The organism is Agrobacterium leguminum (genome assembly GCF_015704895.1).
In the GTDB taxonomy this organism is placed as follows: domain Bacteria; phylum Pseudomonadota; class Alphaproteobacteria; order Rhizobiales; family Rhizobiaceae; genus Agrobacterium; species Agrobacterium leguminum.
Genome location: NZ_JADQWB010000013.1, coordinates 15,168 through 30,983 on the forward strand (window position 1 = coordinate 15,168; position 15,816 = coordinate 30,983).

A 15,816-nucleotide genomic window follows, 5' to 3' on the forward strand; every position below is an offset into this window, starting at 1 on the left:
GACAGGCAGCCCCACCGGGAGGAACCCCTTGGGTGGAGGCCGGAGAAACCCGGCCGCCCGCCCGGATCAGCCTTCGACCAGCTTTATCTTTTCAGCAGCCTGATCGAGCGCGGCTTTCGGCGTCATCTGTCCGGAAATCGCGCCCTGAATAGCATCCTGAATCGCCTTGGAAATCTTCGGCCATTCGGGCGAAGGGCCGCGCGGCTGCGCATATTTCAGTTGTTCCACGAAGGTCTTCAGCGCCTCATCCTTCAGCGCATTGCCGGTGGGCGGAACGGGAATATCCGAGCGCGCCGGCAACTGGCCGAAGTTCTTGAACATGTCCTTGTCCTTAGAGGCGAAGAACTCGATTGCCTTGAAGGCCTCTTCCGGATGTTTCGTCTTGGAGAAGATCGCCCAGTTATAGTCACCCATGGCCGAAGATCTCGGGGCGTCGGGCGTGGGAACCGGCAGCAAAGCGACACCCCAGTCAAACTTGGCGTCCTTCAGCATGCGGTCGATTTCCCATGGGCCGGAAATGACCATGGCGGCGTTGCCGGCGTTGAAGGTGGCGGTGGAATCCCACTGGCTGCGCGTCAGCGTATCTGGCGATGCCAGCTTTTCGTCCAGCATCAGCTTCCACGTTCCGAGCGCTTTGACGGCACCATCGGTATTGATGTTCTTGTAGGTCGCGCCTGCCATCTGCGCCCAGGGCAGGAACTGGAAGGTGCCTTCTTCATTCGCCTTGGCGCTGAAGCTGATGCCGTAAATATTCTTCGAGGGGTCGGTCAGCTTGCGGGCCGCTTCCACCAGCTCGTCCCAGGTCTGCGGCGGTTTTGCCGCGTCCAGCCCTGCGGCCTTGAACAGGTCCTTGTTGTAATAAAGCGCAATCGTATTCGTCGCCTTCGGCACGCCGAAATATTTGCCGTCCCACATCACCGATTTCAGCGGTCCCGGAAAATAATTCTCCGTCTTGATGACATCCGACTTGGCGATCATGTCGGTCACATCGAGAAAGGCGCCGCGTGCGGCGAACATGGCGTGGTTGGGGTTGTCGATGGCGATGATGTCGGGCGCATTGCCGGTGGAATAGGCGCGCATCGCTTCGCTTACCACATCATCGAACTGCAATTGCCGGTATTCGATCTTGATGCCGTTATTGAGCGCGTTGAACTCTTTGATGAGGTTCGGCGCGGGCTGGATATCGCGATCCAGCGACCAGAGGGTCAACGTCACATCTTCTGCCTGCGCCGCAATAGCGCCGGCGGACACGCCCGCCAGCAAAAATGCGCCGGCCATCATGCATTTCGCGATACCCATAATCTCCTCCTCTTGGTTATCGTCTCTGCAATTTTCGAAAACCTTCTCCCAAAAGGTTTCCGTTATGTCGGATCGACGACGAAATCGCCGCCGCGGCATTTCTTCAGATAGTTGAGGCCATGCACCTGACCCGTCATTTCCAGCGCGTCGCGATAGACGGGGTCATGCCAGCCTTCGATGTCGATGGAGCCGGACCAGCCGGCGAGGCGCAGTTCGGAAATAATGTCCGTCCAGTTGCTGTCGCCGAAGCCCGGCGTGCGCATGAAGACGAATTTTTCCTTGCCGAAGATGCCGTGCTCGCGAATGACATCCCAGCGGATGGTCGCGTCCTTGCCGTGCACATGAAAAATCTTGTCCGCCCATTTGCGGATCTGCGGCAGCGGGTCGATCAGATAGACCATCTGATGGCAGGGTTCCCATTCGATGCCGATATGCTCGTCCGGCGTTTCGTTGAAGATCAGTTCCCATGCGTCGGGATTGTGCGCGATGTTCCAGTCGCCGGTCTGCCAGTTGCCGTCCATGGCGCAGTTTTCAAAGGCGATCTTCACGCCCTTGTCGGCGGCGCGTTTTGCAAGCTCGCTCCAGATTTGCCTGTATCGGGGAAGGCTCTCCGGCAGCGGCCTGCCGCGCAGCCGGCCGGTAAAACCCGCAACGCAGGTCGCGCCGAAATGGTGGGCATTGTCGATGCAGTCTTTCCAGCCCTGCAATGTCTCAAGGTCGATGTCGGTTTCCTCCAGTGGATTGCCGAACATGCCGAGCGTGCTGATGGTGATGTCGCGCTCACCGATCGCCTCGCGGCAGCGCTTGCCGAGTTCGGCAAGGTCCTGACCGTTGGTCGTCTGCCAGAAGAACGGCTCGAAGCTTTCAAAGCCGAGATCGGCGATCTGGCCGATGCGCTCGGCCGCCTGTCCCTTGGTGGCGCTGACCATGGTGCCGATGCGGATGGATGTTGCCGGATTGCTCACGTCTTTCAGTCCTTATGCTGCAATGGAAACACGCTGGCCGAGGCGGGCGCTTTCAATCGCGCCGATCACCATGGCAAGGCTGTTGATGTTGTCGAAGGAGGCCGTTTCCGGCATCTCACCCGTACGGATGGACTCTAGGAACGAGAGAATGACGCTGGCATGGCCACGCGTATCCTTCTCGGAGACGGCTTCGGAAACGTTTACGGTCCTGAAGCCGCGCAGAAGCCCCTGTTCGTCGCCGGCCACGGAGGCGGAGAAATTGTCTTCCCCGTCCCAGAGAATCATGCCCTTCGAGCCGATCAGTCGCCAGCGCGCTTCCCAGCTGGTCCGCTCGCCTTCGGCGCACCAGGAGCCGCGATAGGTAAAGACGACATCATTCGAGAACTCGAAAATGGCGTTGGCGCTTGCGCCATGGGCATACCATGAGCCGGCCGGGTTCTTTTCCACGCAGAAGACGGAGAGGGGTTTTTCATTGGCGACGAAACGGGCCGCATCGAAGGTATGGATCGCCATGTCGAGAAGCAGGACGTTCTTCATCTCCTCGCGGAAGCCGCCGAAATGCGGCCCAAGGAAAAAATCGCAATGGATGGCCGTCAAATCGCCGATGACGCCGTCTTCCAGCGCGCGGCGCAGCCGCCGGATTCCGGCCACAAACCGCCGGTTTTGCACCACGGCATGAATTTTGCCGGCTTTTTTTGTCAGTTCAACCAGCGTGCCGGCTTCCTCCATCGAGGCGGCAAGCGGCTTTTCGCTGAGCACGTGGCACCCGGCCTCGAGACCGGCCTCAACCACGGCGAAGCGCGCCTGCGGGATGACGATATCAAAAAGGATGTCGGCTTTCGTTTTAGCGAGAACCTCGCGCAGATCCGTGCCGATGACCGCATCCGTGAGGGCGAATTCTTCGGCAAGCGCGCGGGCCGTGTTCTCGTTCAGGTCGACCAGCCCGGCGATCCTGATCGCGCCGGCGATTTCCGGCGTGGATTGAATGGCACGCAACCAGCCTTTGGCCATAGCTCCGCACCCGCATAAAACGGCATTGAAAGTCATCTCATCTCCCCGGACTCTTTCGCAAACTCCTCTTTGCGCAGGGCGTCGTAAACGTTTACGAGACTATGCCAATGATGTTAGATATGTCAAGACCGTTAAGGGGCGCGTCGATTGCGCGCCGGGCCTGGGAGGGGAGTGCATGAAAGGAATTCGTCAGCTTGCCGATTATCTGGAGATATCGATAGGCACTGTTTCCCGTGCCCTGAACGGCAAGCCGGATGTGAACGAAGAAACGCGGCGGCGTGTTCTCGAAGCGGCGGAAAAGCTGGGTTATGTCGCCAACCAGTCCGGCCGCAGCCTCAGGCAGGGAACCACCAATGTCATCGGCCTGATGACCGGCAGCGACGCGCAGACCGTGGAGAACTCCGACAACTTCTTCCTCGGTGTGACGGACGGTCTGCAAAGCGTGTTTTCCGGGCATAATCTCGATCTCATCGTTCTGCCCTGTCCGGGGGAAGAGGATCCGGATGAATATCTGAAGCGCATGGTGGCGCGCCGTATGGTCGATGCGATGATCATTTCCGCGACGCGGCGGATAGACAAACGTGTGGATTTCCTGAAGCAGACCCGGCTGCCTTTCGTGGCGCTCGGACGGACCGCTTCCAGCGACACTCACGCCTGGATCGATCTCGATTTCGAGGGCGTCGCGAAAAATGCGGTCGACCGCCTTGCCGCTGCCGGGCATCGCTCGATTGCTGTGGCGGTGCCCGACAGCGATATCAATCTCGGTTATGTTTTTCTGGAAGGATACAGGCGCGCGCTGGAAGACAATGGCATCGCCTACGATTCCTCGCTGGTCATCCGTGCGAAATCGAGCGAGCAGGGCGGTTATCACGCCGCCAGCGAATGGCTGCAGATGCGGCCCCGGCCAACGGCGATTGTGCTGATCTACGAACTGATGGCGGTCGGTCTTTATCGCCGGCTTGCGGAAGTGGGCCTGAAGCCGGGGCGCGATCTCGCCGTCATCGGCTTCCGCGATGGCCCGCGCGGCCAGTTTCTGGAACCGCGGCTGACCAGTTTCCGCATGTCCCTGCATGATCTCGGCGTCACGGTGGCCCAGACGCTGTTATCGACCATGCCGGCCTATGCGCCCTTTTACCCCGATCAGGCCCGCCATTGCGTGTGGCCCATGCTTCTGGTAGCCGGCGAGAGCGACCCGGCTCCCGCCCCATAGCCGCCGCTGCGCGGGAACGTCAAAGCTTGAAGCCGTCAACGCTCACGACGCCGAAAGGATTGAATTTATATTCGTCTTCCTCATACCGTTCGTCGTCGGAGAGGGTGGCGCGACGGCCCTTTAGGGTGGCTTCAACGCCTTCACGCGCCATTTGCTCGGCGATATCGTCTATCAAGGCGGCGATCTTCAGCTGTTCGGCGTTGGTGGACGGTTGATCCCCGTCTTTTTTGGTGAAGCGCACCTGCACATCGGGCAAGCCGATCAGGTGAAAGCCGATGCTCGTCATCCCTTCGGCATCGCCTCCTATGGGGCGGCGTGCGAAAGCCAGACGGCAGGTTCTGGCAAGCGCCATCCCGTCATCGGCGGCCGCCTCGCCGCGCGACTGCTCGTAAAGCTGCTTCCAGCGCCTTGCTCCATGGGCGACGCCCGCACTTTCACCCTTCACGGCGACAGCGCCGTGATCGAGCATGTGCTGTACGAATCTGAGGGCCTTTGCAGATGTCTTCACAGCCGTTTTGGCATCCATGGGCGGGCTGAGCACATAAAGAACCGAGCCGTGCCCGGCGACGGCTTCCTCATCCTCCGGCTGGTAGGCATCGGGGTCAACGCGGTCCCAGCACACATTGAACGAACGTTCCATTCGGTCGTCCGCTTCGTCCTGTGAATAATCCTCGTCGAGACTGAAATCGGGCGCAAAATCATCGATGGCGGCGCGGGCGCTCTTCTGCAGCGCCGCCAGCCCATTTTCCGTGCCAAGAAAGCAGAGGATATGCCGGGGTTTGTATTCGGAACGGGATTCGGCAAAGGCCGCCGGCTTGCCCGATGCTGCGCCGAGAGACGGCCTTGCCAGTACAAGGCCGCCCAGAAATGCGAGAACGCCACGACGCCCGGAATTCATCCGATACCCCCAAGGTTTCCATCAACAGGATGAGGGGGTTTTACACCGGCATATATAATTCAGACCATATGGCGTTCGATATTTTTGGCATCGCGGTTTTGCGACCCGGAAGGAGCCGGCGGCCTGAGCCGCTGTGTCATCCGGCAGCGACTATTTTGTGGTGTAACCGCCATTGACCAGAATGGTCTGGCCGGTCATCCACCAGCCATCCGTGACGAGGAAGCGGATATAGGGAACGATGTCCTCGATATCGGTGAGACCGGTTTTCGAGAAGCCGGAAAGAGCGGCGGCGCTTTTGTGATAGGCTTGCGCCTCCGGCGTTTCCTGACCGTAGAAGAATGGCGTATCCATCGGTCCGGGGCCGATTGCCGTCACCGAGACGCCGCGTTCACCAAACTCCTTGGCCGCCGCGCGGGTAAAATGTTCCACCGGGGCCTTGGTGCCGGCATAGCTGGCGTAAAACGGGGTGAAAGCGCCCAGGAGCGATGTCACGAGGGTGCAGATCTTGCCGTTATCGCTGACGTGGCGTCCGGCCTGCTGGAGAAAAAAGAAGGCCGACTTGGCGTTAACGGCGGTCATCTCGTCATATTCGGCTTCCGACGTGTCGAGGATCGGCTTTTTCAGCACCTTGCCGACGGTGTTGATGGCGATATCCGGGCGGCCGATGGCGGCGACTGTATCGGCAAACAGCTTTTCGACCGCACCTGCCGTGGTGAGATCGGCCTGAAGGGCGACGGCCTCAGCGCCGGCCGCTTTCACGGCGGCCACCGTTGCCTCGGCGTCGGCCCTGGTTGAGGCGCTGTTATAATGGATGGCGATGGCGCGGGCACCCTGGCCGGCAAAATCGCGGGCAATCAATCCACCGAGATTTTTCGCGCCGCCGGCGATGATGACGGTTTTGCCCTTGAGGGAATGGTCTGTCATGGGTCGGCCTCCTTTTGCCGTGCTCGGCCAACTGGCGGCCGCTTTCGTTGCAGCAGGATATCGTCTAGCTTTGCGTGATAAAGGCGCTTACTCTGACATAACTTGTCAGAAAAGCCGCACAATAGGGTGTTTCCGGTTGGACCGTATCGACCTGTTCCGCATCTTCACACGCGTCGTTGACTGCGCGAGTTTCACGCGGGCCGCCGATACGCTCGGCATACCACGCTCTTCGGTTTCGGCGGCAGTGCAGGAACTGGAAGGGCGTGTCGGTGCGCGGCTGCTGAACCGCACGACGCGCAAGGTCTCGCCAACCGAGGATGGTTCGGCCTTTTACGAGCGCTGCCAGCGGCTGATCGCCGATGTCGAAGATGCGGAAAATCTCTTCCGGCAGACGGCGGCGCAGCCTTCGGGCCGGTTGCGGATCGACGTGCCGGGCCGGATCGGGCGGCTGGTCATCGCACCGGCGCTGCCGGAATTTCTTGATCTTTATCCGCAGATCGACATAGGCCTCGGCGTTACCGACCGCGCCGTCGATCTGGTGGAAGACAATATCGATTGCGTGCTGCGCGTCGGACCGCTCAGCGATTCCGGCCTGATCGCGCGGCCGATAGGCAAGCTGCCGCTGATCAATGTCGCAAGCCCCTACTATCTGGCGCGTTATGGAACACCGAAAACGCCCCACGATCTTTCCCGCCATTGGGCGGTCAATTACGCTTCGCCCTCCAGCGGGCGGGTGGAAAACTGGGAATGGATCGAAGGCGAGACACTGCATTCGCTTTCCATGCGCGGCCGCGTCACCGTCAACAATGCCGAAGCCTATATCGCCTGTTGTCTTGCCGGTCTCGGCTTGATCCAGATACCGGCTTACGACGTCAGGCCGCATCTGGAGAGCGGCGACCTCATCGAGGTCATGCCGACCCATCGGGCCGAGCCAATGCCGATGACGTTGCTTTATCCCCATCGACAGCATCTGTCGCGGCGGCTGCAGGTGTTTGCGGAGTGGCTGGAAGCCCTGCTGCGGCGACGGCTTCTGTAGCCCAACATGCCTGCTGTGGCGATGCTCCAGCCTATTTTTATCATAGCGAGATTCGGCGTTATAAAGTGTAGCCGCTTGCGCCATTTTGACCTCCGCCAGAAATCTGAAGGGAGGCGCATATGCTCACGATCAATTCACAGGAAACAGCCGGGCTTTTACCGTTTGACGGGCTTATCAAGGCACTTGCCGCCGCCTTTGCGGAAGGCTGTGAGATGCCTGTGCGGCACCACCACACGATCGATGTGCCAAATGAAGCCGCCGCGACACTGCTATTGATGCCGGCCTGGCACGGCGCACGGCAGTCCACACGTTATCTGGGGATCAAGATCGTCACCGTCTTTCCCGGAAACGCCGGCAGAAACCTGCCGGGATTGACCTCGACCTATATGCTTTACGACGCGCAGACAGGCATCCAGCTCGCCACGCTGGACGGTAATGTCATCACCGGCCGCCGGACTGTTGCGGCGTCGGCGCTTGCAGCGGATTATCTTGCGCGCAAGGATGCCAGCCGGCTTCTGGTGCTGGGCGCCGGCCGTGTCGCGAGCCTTATTCCCGACGCCTATCGGGCCATCAGACCGCTTGAGCAGGTGGCCGTCTGGGATATTGATCGTGGCAATGCCGAGCGGCTGGCGAAAAGCATCGAGGTGTCGGGACTTGCGGCCACGGTGGTCGATGATCTGGAAAGGGCGGTTGCCGAGGCCGATATCGTCAGCGCCGCGACGCTCGCCACCACGCCGCTCATCCGGGGCGCGTGGCTGCGCCCCGGCACGCATGTCGATCTCATCGGCGGCTTCACGCCCGGCATGCGCGAGGCAGATGACGAAGCCATAGGCCGCGCCTCGGTCTTTATCGATACGGAGGAAGCGCTGCACGAAGCGGGCGATCTCGTTCAGCCGATCAAGGCGGGCCTGTTTTCAGAGGAAAACGTCAGGTCGACGCTTGCCGGACTTTGCAGGGCAAACCGGTTTGCGCGCAGTGGCGATGATGAGATCACGCTCTATAAGGCTGTCGGAACCGCGCTCGCCGATCTTGCGGCGGCCACCATGGTCTATGAGGCCGCGACGCTGAACGGAAAAGGATGACAGACATGGCCAAACGCGAAATCCTTGAAGTGCCGGTGGTTTCAGAGGCGATCCGCCGGCTGGGCGCGCCAACCTCGGCGCTTGTCCGCTCCGGCAACATCGTCGCCACCTGCGGCATGCCGCCCGTCGATCTTGAGACGGGCGACATCGTCAGGGGCGATATCGCCGTCCAGACCCGGGCCTCGCTGGAAGCCCTGCGGGTGACACTGGCCGCAGCGGGCGCCACCTTCGAAGATGTGATCAAGACCACCGTCTATGTCACCGATGCAGCGCTGATGGGAACAGTGAACGACATATACCGTGAATATTTCGCAGCCGGTTTTCCGGCGCGCACCTCGGCAACCATCAAACCCTGGACCTTGCCCTTCGATATCGAAATCGAGTGCCTTGCTGTCCTTTGAGGGCAGGCGGGCATGAAAAAGGGCGCGTCGGCCGGATCGGCTGACGCGCCCACATGCATTTCCCGGAGCGCAAGATTGCAGGCCGGCTTTACGTGGACTGCTCCAGCGGTGAAAGTCCATAAACCGCTACGATATCTTCCCCCTTTTCGAGCCTTGCAACGATGCCGGGCTCCTTTTCCTGAATGGCGAGAGCCTGCCGTGCTATTGCCAGTGCTTCTCCGGGTGGCAGGATGCTGACGCCGTTTTCATCGGCCAGCACGATATCGCCGTTCTGAACCCTGACCCCGCCGCAGACGACCGGCCCTGCGACATTTCCCCGTCCTCTGAGCTTGGTGGTGATGGGCGAGCGTCCCCGGCACCAGACCGGCAGGCCGGCGCTGCGGATCGAGCCGATATCGGTGACATAACCATCAAGGATGACGGCGGTGACACCGCGCGCGAGTGCTGCGGCGGTCATGACCGCGCCCCAGCAGGCATGCCGGTCGTCGCTCAGTCGCTCGATGACGAGAATATCGCCGGGCATGGCGCGGGAAAGGGCATGCGGAAGCGCTGTCCCGTCATCTCCTGGCAGGCTGACGGTCAGCGCGCGACCGGCGATGCGGACGCCGTCGATCACGCATTGCATCGCCGGATCCATGAAACCATCCGATCTGAAATGGCCGATCGTCGCTGTCTCGACGCTCCGGAGCAGTTCGATCGCCTCGTTGATTGTGTCGGGACTTTCCATGGGTGTCTCCAAAAGAAAGACGCCGGCGCGGGGCCGGCGTCTGTGATATGGCAATATGGTTCAGTTGGTCTTGGCCAGATCGCGTTTCACGGTCTCGGTCAGCGCCAGCAGGGCGACGGCCGAGAGCAGGGCGGAGCCGATCATGTACCAGGCGACGGATGCGCCGCTGCCGGTGGCGGAAAGCAGCCAGGTGGTGATGACGGGAGTAAGCGCGCTGCCCAGAACCCCTGAGAGCATATAGGCGATGGACAGGCCGGAATAGCGGACCTTGGTGCCGAAAAGTTCGGCGAGGAAGGTGGCGATTGGGCCGTAATTGGCGGCAAAGGCCGTCATCATCAGCAGGTAGCCCGCAAGTGCGCCGGCAAAGGTGGCGGTATCCATCAGCCAGAACATCGGGAAAGCGACGAGCGCTTCGGCCAGAATGCCGCCGAGAATGACCGGCCGGCGGCCGACCTTGTCGGAAAGCAGGCCGAAGAGCGGCAGCAGGAAAATGCACGCCATGCAGGAAATCAGTACGATCACCAGCATCTCGTTGCGGGAGATGTTGAGCGCCTGCGTGCCATAGCTCAGGCCGAAGGCGACGATGAGGTTGAAGGACGATCCGGTGGACATGGTGGCGATGCCGCCGAGAAGGACCGTTTTCCAGGATTTGGAAAGCAGTTCGAAGAAGGGCACGCGCACGGTCGCCTCTTCCGTCTTCACCTTGGCGAAGGACGGCGTTTCGGCGGTGTTGAGCCGAACATAGGCGCCGACGGCGACCAGAAGAATGCTGACGAGGAACGGAATGCGCCAGCCCCAGGAAATCAGGTCCTCGGGCGCCATGGTGAAACCGATGGCAAGGAAGGCGAGGTTGGCGATCAATGTGCCGGCCGGAACGCCGATCTGCACCCAGGAGCCATAAAGGCCGCGCCGGTTCTGCGGCGCATGTTCCACCGCCATCAAAACCGCGCCGCCCCATTCGCCGCCGAGCGCCAGACCCTGCACGACACGCAGCGCCAGAAGCAGGATGGGCGCCCAGACGCCGATCTGGTTGTAATTGGGCAGAAGGCCGATGGCGAAGGTTGCCACACCCATCATGACCAGCGAGACGAGCAGCATCGACTTGCGGCCGATCCTGTCACCGAAATGGCCGAAAAGCGCTGCCCCGACGATGCGGGCGAGATAGGCCGAGGCGAAGGTGCCGAAGGCCAGAAGCGTGCCGACGAGCGCATCGAAACTCGGAAAGAAGACCTTGTTGAAGACCAGCGCCGAAGCGGTGGCGAAGACGAAAAGATCGTACCATTCGACGGTGGTGCCGATGACGCTTGCGACGGCGATCCGCCGAACGCCAACCGGCTGTTTCTCGACGGAGCCCACGAGTGCGGTTTCCCCTTGCATGAACATTCCCCTTTATGTTGCTGTGAAGGAAAACGGGGAAACGACGAAGCGGAGCGGCCCCACGCCGAAGGCATGAGATGACGATAGCCATTTCCGGCGGAGCAACCGTTTTCGGTACTCTCCGTCAGTCCGACATGCTGCGATGTTCCCCTGTTTTGCGCAATGATGGGAAAGCGGGAGGCTCCCGACAAATAGATAATGCAGATTTCTTCCATAGGGCCGCGCTATAGACCAAATCCTGGGCATTTTCGGGCATCTTGGTGCCGTCTATGAATTTTGAAATAGATAATAAAATCAGGGAAATATCGCAGGCGCTGTTTTTCTTTGCCGCTCGGCTGCGCAGTCCCTGCCTGTCTTTTGACCGGCTGAAATTTCTTTTTCGGCCGCAAGGACCGCCACTCTTATTCTAAGTATCGAATCTATCTATTTTTGAATTTTCCGGTTTGGTCTTATCCCCTTTGTCATTCCACGGAGTGAAAAGAGGTCGTCTGCGGGCTGCCGGCTACGCCGGGGCATTGCTGCCGCGAGACCATAACAGGGGACCGAAATGAAGAGATTGAGCAATATCCGGCCGGACATGTCACGCCTTTGGGCGACGCTGATGCGTTCCGCCGAAATCGGCGCGACCGAAAAGGGCGGCCTGAAGCGGCTGGCGCTTTCCGACGAGGATGCGGCGATGCGGCACCAGTTCATTCACTGGTGCGAGGAGGCGGGCCTGACGGTCAGGATCGACGCCGTCGGCAATATCTTCGCCGAACGGGCAGGAACCGATGCGGATGCGAAGCCCGTGCTGGTTGGCAGCCACCTCGACACGCAGGTTCATGGCGGCCGCTTCGACGGTATTCTTGGTGTGCTGGCCGGGCTGGAACTCGTGCGCACACTGAACGACCATGCGATTGCCACACGTCGGCCGATCACCCTTGTGAACTGGACCAATGAGGAGGGCGCGCGTTTCGAGCCGCCGATGATTGGCTCGGCGGTTTTTACCGGCGCCAAGGCGGCGGAATTCGCCTATTCCCGCAGGGATCGCGATGGCTTTACGCTTGGCGGCGAGTTGGAGCGCATCGGCTTCAAGGGTAAAGACGCGATTTCGGCGGAGGCTTTCGACAGTCTGTTCGAACTGCATATCGAACAGGGGCCGCGATTGGAGGCAGCGGCCAAGCAACTCGGCATCGTTACCGGCGCTTTCGGCGTGCGCGGTTTCGTGGTGGAAGTGCACGGCGAGACCGGCCATGTCGGCCCGACGCCGATGCCGGCGCGCAAGAATGCGCTGGTGGGTGCCGCTGAGGTGACGCTGGCGATCAATGAGATCGGCTGGGCCAGTCACGAGACCGGCGGCAAGTCCACGACGATGCGCATCAGGGCGGAACCCAATCTCCTCGGTGCGCTACCGAATTTCGTGGAAATGACCTGCGACATGCGCCACCCCGACGATGCCGTTGTCAGCACCATGTTCGAAGCCTTCAAGGCGAGACTTCCCGAGCTGGAAGAGCGCTCGCGCTGCAGCATCGTCGTCAAGGAAGGCTGGGCCTATGGCGGCATGCATTTCGACGCCGGCTGCATCGAACTCATCCGCAATGCCACCGATGCTTTCGGCTATTCCTCGATGGACCTCCTTACCGAGGCCGGGCATGACGCCATGCATGTCGCCGAATATCTGCCGACGGCGATGATCTTCACGCCGTGCGAGGGCGGTCTTTCTCATAACGAGGCGGAAAACGTCACGATTGCCGACATCGAACCCGGTGTTAACGTGCTGGTTCAAGCCGTTTTGGAGCGCGCGAACCGCGCCGACTGAAGCTGGGGCGCTTTCGCTTTTCTGCGAAGCGCGAAAAGGCCCCAACACTCTGTTTTAGCGTATTCCCGGCCGGCAGTGCCGGGGTCCGCTTTGGCTGGAAAATGCTTTAAATGGAACGGTGAAAAGCGGGATCGCTTTTCGCCGTTTTCCTATTCGCCCTCTGTTTCCACAAGGGCCGCCGCCGCCTGCGCATCGAAAAGCTCGTTTTCGAAAATCGTAAGAAATGCCCGCTCGGCGCCGCCGAGGTCCATATCGGGGTTGCGGAGAAAATAGGCGTCGGCTCCGAGCGAATCCTGAAGCAGCGGGATATGCCAAAGCTCGTCTTCCTCAAAGCCGCGCGCCGCATCCAGCGGCAGGATTCCCACGCCGATGCCGGCGATGATCATTCGCCGGACTTCTTCCATATGCGGGCTGGAACCGACCGTCCATTTGCCGAGCCCCACGCCGTCGCGAAGGGCGATCATCGGTTCCAGCGCGCCGCCTTCCTGGCTGCAGGTGAAGGCCACGAAGGCTTCCTGCCGCAATTCCTCCATGGTGATGTCGCCACGACCGTAAAAGGGATGGGAAGCACCGCAATAAATGCCGAATGTTTCCCTGAGCAGGAATTTGCAGTCCATTCCGGCAAGCGGTTTCGGCAGCAGGCAAATGCCGAATGGGGCCTGTTTCTGGCCGATGGCGCGAACGATATCCTGCGTATTGGCGACATCGATACGAATGGTGACGGATGGATGACGCCGCCGCAACTGGCGCAGCGCCTGATCGAGCTGTGGAAGCACGAGATTGGTGACGATGAGGACACGCACCTGACCCGTCAAATCGTCCGCCTCGGTCGAGAGTTTTTCGCCGATGCGCTCGACACGCAGGAAAATTTCAGCACATTCCTGACGAAGCATTTCGCCCTGAACCGTCAGCACGAAACGGCGGCTGTCGCGCTGGATCAACTGGCACCCCAGCGTTTCCTCCAGCTTTTGCAGCGCGGCGGTTACCGAGGGCTGGCGCACGAAAAGCCGGTTGGCCGCCCGCGTGATGCTGCCTTCCTCGACAATGACCAGAAAGGTCCGCAGCAGGTTCCAGTTCAGATGCTGGATGCGGGGGGCATAACGTGACAACGATGCGTTCCTCGAATGAATTGCGGTTGCATCCTATAGCTATTTTTGCCGGCGAAAAACGTCCACCGGCTGCAAAGAGTGGCGCTTTTGGCCGGGGACGCGATTTTATTCTCCGGCGGGCCTGCGGAAAGCGGCCCGCCACGTCGGCGCGGCCGCGTCAGCCGCCATATTGGTCATCCGTCACCTGTTCCATCCAGTCCACCACCTTGCCATCCTTGACCTCCTGAAGTGCAATATGGGTCATGGCGACATTCGGTGCTGCCCCGTGCCAGTGCCTTTCTCCCGGTGCGAACCAGACGGTATCGCCGGGACGGATTTCCTCCACCGGGCCGCCTTCGCGCTGCGCCCGGCCAAAACCGGAAACCACAATCAGGGTCTGGCCAAGGGGATGGGTGTGCCAGGCGGTGCGGGCGCCGGGTTCGAAGGTGACCTGAGCGCCCTGAACCCGCTCGGCATCAAAGGGGTTGAAGAGGGGATCGATGCGGACCTGCCCCGTGAACCATGCCTCGGGGCCTTTCGCCGATGCCCGTGTTCCTGCACGCAATATTTCCATTGGTCGTTCTCCTGATGGCTGACTCGAGGCGATTTGAAGCGGGAATCCTCCCATTGTCCACAGTGAAATGAAAACCGATATGATCTGCCGGCCAAGGACGTTTTCCGAAGCTCCGCGCCGCGCCGGTCCCGGCCCATGTCTCGATTTTTCAAGCCTTTTCCGCAGGTCGGAACAGCTCATCCGCCGCCGTTTCACGCCCTTCGATAAAAATCATTCTCGGGATTGACTCATTTATGAAAACGGTTACATTCGCTGATGTAAACGGTTTCATTTGTTAAAAACCGTGCTTGGAGGAGCAAATTTCATGTTTAGACATTTGATGGCTGCTGCCGCGATGGTGCTGGCGGCGGGCACGTCGGCGCATGCCCAGGAGCAGAGCTTCAAGATCGGTCTTTCCAATTCTTTCGTCGGCAGCGAATGGCGCACGCAGATGATCGAAGAGGCTCAGGCTGCCGCCAAAGCGTGGGGCGAAAAGGGCGTCAAGGTTGAGGTTGTCGTTCAGAGCGGCAATGTCGATGTGCAGGGGCAGATCGGCCATATCCGCAATTTCATGAACCAGGGCGTTGATGCAATCCTCATCAATCCCGGCAGCCCGACGGCCTTCGATCCGATTTTCGCGCAGGCCAAGGCACGCAATATTCTCGTCATCGCAACCGACGCCGAAGTGTCCTCGAAGGATGCGCTCTATGTCGGCATCGACCAGAAGGCATGGGCGGCGCAATCCGCGCAATGGCTTGCGGATGCGCTGAAGGGCAAGGGAAGCGTCGTCGCCATTAACGGCATTGCCGGCAACCCGGCAAACGAAGCCCGCGTTGCCGGTTATCGCGAAGTTTTCAAGAAATACCCTGACATCAAGGTGTTGAACGAAGCCAATGCGAGCTGGGATCAGGCGCAGGGCCAGCAGGCCATGCAGAACCTGCTCGCCACCTATCCCGATATCAGCGGTGTGTGGGTGCAGGACGGCATGGCGGACGGCGCATGGCGCGCCATCGAAGCCGCCGGCAAGACCAAGGACATTGCCGCGACCGGTGAAATCCGCAAGGACTTCATGACCCGCTGGGAAAAGGAAAAGTTCAATTCCGGCGCTTCGGTCAATCCTCCGGGCGTCATGGCCAGCGCGCTCAACGTTGCTGTCCTGAAGCTGCAGGGCAAGGAATTCAAGGACGGCATTTTCGGCGGCACCTATGGTAACGCCATCTATATTCCGATCCCCTTCGTCAGCAATGACAACCTTGCCGACAATATCAAGGCTGCCGATGGCAAGCCGGGCTACTGGTCCGTCACGGCGACCGTGACGCCGGAACAGGCCGGCGAGTTCTTCAAGTAAGAGCCGTTTCGGGTCGGCGACAAGCGCCGGCCCGAACCAGAATTTCGAGTGCGGACCGGGCCTTGGCCGGCCGCCTGTGACAAGCATTATTCGGGGACA

Annotated in this window: 15 protein-coding genes; 6 read left to right on the forward strand and 9 right to left on the reverse strand. The window is 60.4% G+C overall.

The window, feature by feature from the left end:
* Window positions 1-66: 66 nt before the first annotated feature.
* The 3 genes from I3J13_RS17970 to I3J13_RS17980 form a co-directional block, all read right to left on the reverse strand.
* Window positions 67-1,299 (reverse strand): ABC transporter substrate-binding protein, encoded by a 1,233-nt coding sequence (locus I3J13_RS17970; RefSeq protein ID WP_196379643.1) that lies wholly within the window; start codon window positions 1,297-1,299, stop codon window positions 67-69.
* 62 nt (window positions 1,300-1,361) lie between these two features.
* Window positions 1,362-2,264: a sugar phosphate isomerase/epimerase family protein gene (locus I3J13_RS17975; RefSeq protein ID WP_078053304.1), complete on the reverse strand. Its 903-nt coding sequence runs from the start codon at window positions 2,262-2,264 to the stop codon at window positions 1,362-1,364.
* Window positions 2,265-2,276: 12 nt separating this feature from the next.
* Complete coding sequence (locus tag I3J13_RS17980; RefSeq protein WP_196379644.1) at window positions 2,277-3,311, reverse strand: Gfo/Idh/MocA family protein; 1,035 nt, start codon at window positions 3,309-3,311, stop codon at window positions 2,277-2,279.
* Between the two features lie 139 nt (window positions 3,312-3,450).
* Here I3J13_RS17980 and I3J13_RS17985 point away from each other — a divergent pair, with 139 nt between their 5' ends.
* Window positions 3,451-4,485 (forward strand): LacI family DNA-binding transcriptional regulator, encoded by a 1,035-nt coding sequence (locus I3J13_RS17985; RefSeq protein WP_059761019.1) that lies wholly within the window; start codon window positions 3,451-3,453, stop codon window positions 4,483-4,485.
* A gap of 19 nt (window positions 4,486-4,504) precedes the next feature.
* On the opposite strand, the gene I3J13_RS17990 is transcribed toward I3J13_RS17985, so the two are convergent.
* Window positions 4,505-5,383, reverse strand: a complete 879-nt coding sequence (locus tag I3J13_RS17990; protein ID WP_196379645.1) for a hypothetical protein — start codon at window positions 5,381-5,383, stop codon at window positions 4,505-4,507.
* A 150-nt stretch (window positions 5,384-5,533) separates the two neighbouring features.
* Complete coding sequence (locus tag I3J13_RS17995) at window positions 5,534-6,307, reverse strand: SDR family oxidoreductase (protein WP_196379646.1); 774 nt, start codon at window positions 6,305-6,307, stop codon at window positions 5,534-5,536.
* A 136-nt stretch (window positions 6,308-6,443) separates the two neighbouring features.
* Between I3J13_RS17995 and I3J13_RS18000 the strand changes: the two genes are divergently transcribed.
* The 3 genes from I3J13_RS18000 (at window position 6,444) to I3J13_RS18010 (ending at window position 8,826) form a co-directional block, all read left to right on the forward strand.
* Window positions 6,444-7,343 carry a LysR family transcriptional regulator gene (locus I3J13_RS18000; RefSeq protein ID WP_196379647.1) on the forward strand — a complete coding sequence of 300 codons (900 nt, stop codon included), beginning with the start codon at window positions 6,444-6,446 and terminating at the stop codon, window positions 7,341-7,343.
* 119 nt (window positions 7,344-7,462) lie between these two features.
* The gene (gene lhpI, locus I3J13_RS18005; protein WP_196379648.1) at window positions 7,463-8,425 is read left to right on the forward strand and encodes a bifunctional Delta(1)-pyrroline-2-carboxylate/Delta(1)-piperideine-2-carboxylate reductase; all 963 of its coding nucleotides are present in this window, start codon (window positions 7,463-7,465) and stop codon (window positions 8,423-8,425) included.
* The gene (locus tag I3J13_RS18010) at window positions 8,422-8,826 is read left to right on the forward strand and encodes a RidA family protein (protein WP_196379649.1); all 405 of its coding nucleotides are present in this window, start codon (window positions 8,422-8,424) and stop codon (window positions 8,824-8,826) included. The genes lhpI and I3J13_RS18010 overlap by 4 nt, the downstream gene beginning before the upstream one ends.
* An 88-nt stretch (window positions 8,827-8,914) precedes the next feature.
* Here I3J13_RS18010 and I3J13_RS18015 read toward each other — a convergent pair whose 3' ends face one another.
* Entirely contained in the window at window positions 8,915-9,553 is a 639-nt protein-coding gene (locus tag I3J13_RS18015) for an RraA family protein (RefSeq protein WP_196379650.1), read from the reverse strand.
* 60 nt (window positions 9,554-9,613) lie between these two features.
* The gene (locus tag I3J13_RS18020) at window positions 9,614-10,930 is read right to left on the reverse strand and encodes an MFS transporter (protein WP_236001004.1); all 1,317 of its coding nucleotides are present in this window, start codon (window positions 10,928-10,930) and stop codon (window positions 9,614-9,616) included.
* 547 nt (window positions 10,931-11,477) lie between these two features.
* On the opposite strand from I3J13_RS18020, the gene I3J13_RS18025 reads away from it, so the two are divergent.
* On the forward strand, window positions 11,478-12,728 hold the full coding sequence (locus I3J13_RS18025; protein ID WP_196379652.1) for a Zn-dependent hydrolase: 1,251 nt from the start codon (window positions 11,478-11,480) through the stop codon (window positions 12,726-12,728).
* 149 nt (window positions 12,729-12,877) lie between these two features.
* Here I3J13_RS18025 and I3J13_RS18030 read toward each other — a convergent pair whose 3' ends face one another.
* Both I3J13_RS18030 and I3J13_RS18035 read right to left on the reverse strand, forming a co-directional pair.
* Window positions 12,878-13,837 carry a LysR family transcriptional regulator gene (locus I3J13_RS18030; RefSeq protein WP_196379653.1) on the reverse strand — a complete coding sequence of 320 codons (960 nt, stop codon included), beginning with the start codon at window positions 13,835-13,837 and terminating at the stop codon, window positions 12,878-12,880.
* Window positions 13,838-13,994: 157 nt separating this feature from the next.
* A complete protein-coding gene (locus tag I3J13_RS18035; RefSeq protein WP_196379654.1) occupies window positions 13,995-14,390 on the reverse strand; it encodes a (R)-mandelonitrile lyase in 396 nt (131 codons plus the stop codon).
* Window positions 14,391-14,694: 304 nt separating this feature from the next.
* Here I3J13_RS18035 and I3J13_RS18040 point away from each other — a divergent pair, with 304 nt between their 5' ends.
* Window positions 14,695-15,717 (forward strand): substrate-binding domain-containing protein, encoded by a 1,023-nt coding sequence (locus I3J13_RS18040; protein WP_003522041.1) that lies wholly within the window; start codon window positions 14,695-14,697, stop codon window positions 15,715-15,717.
* Window positions 15,718-15,816: the final 99 nt, after the last annotated feature.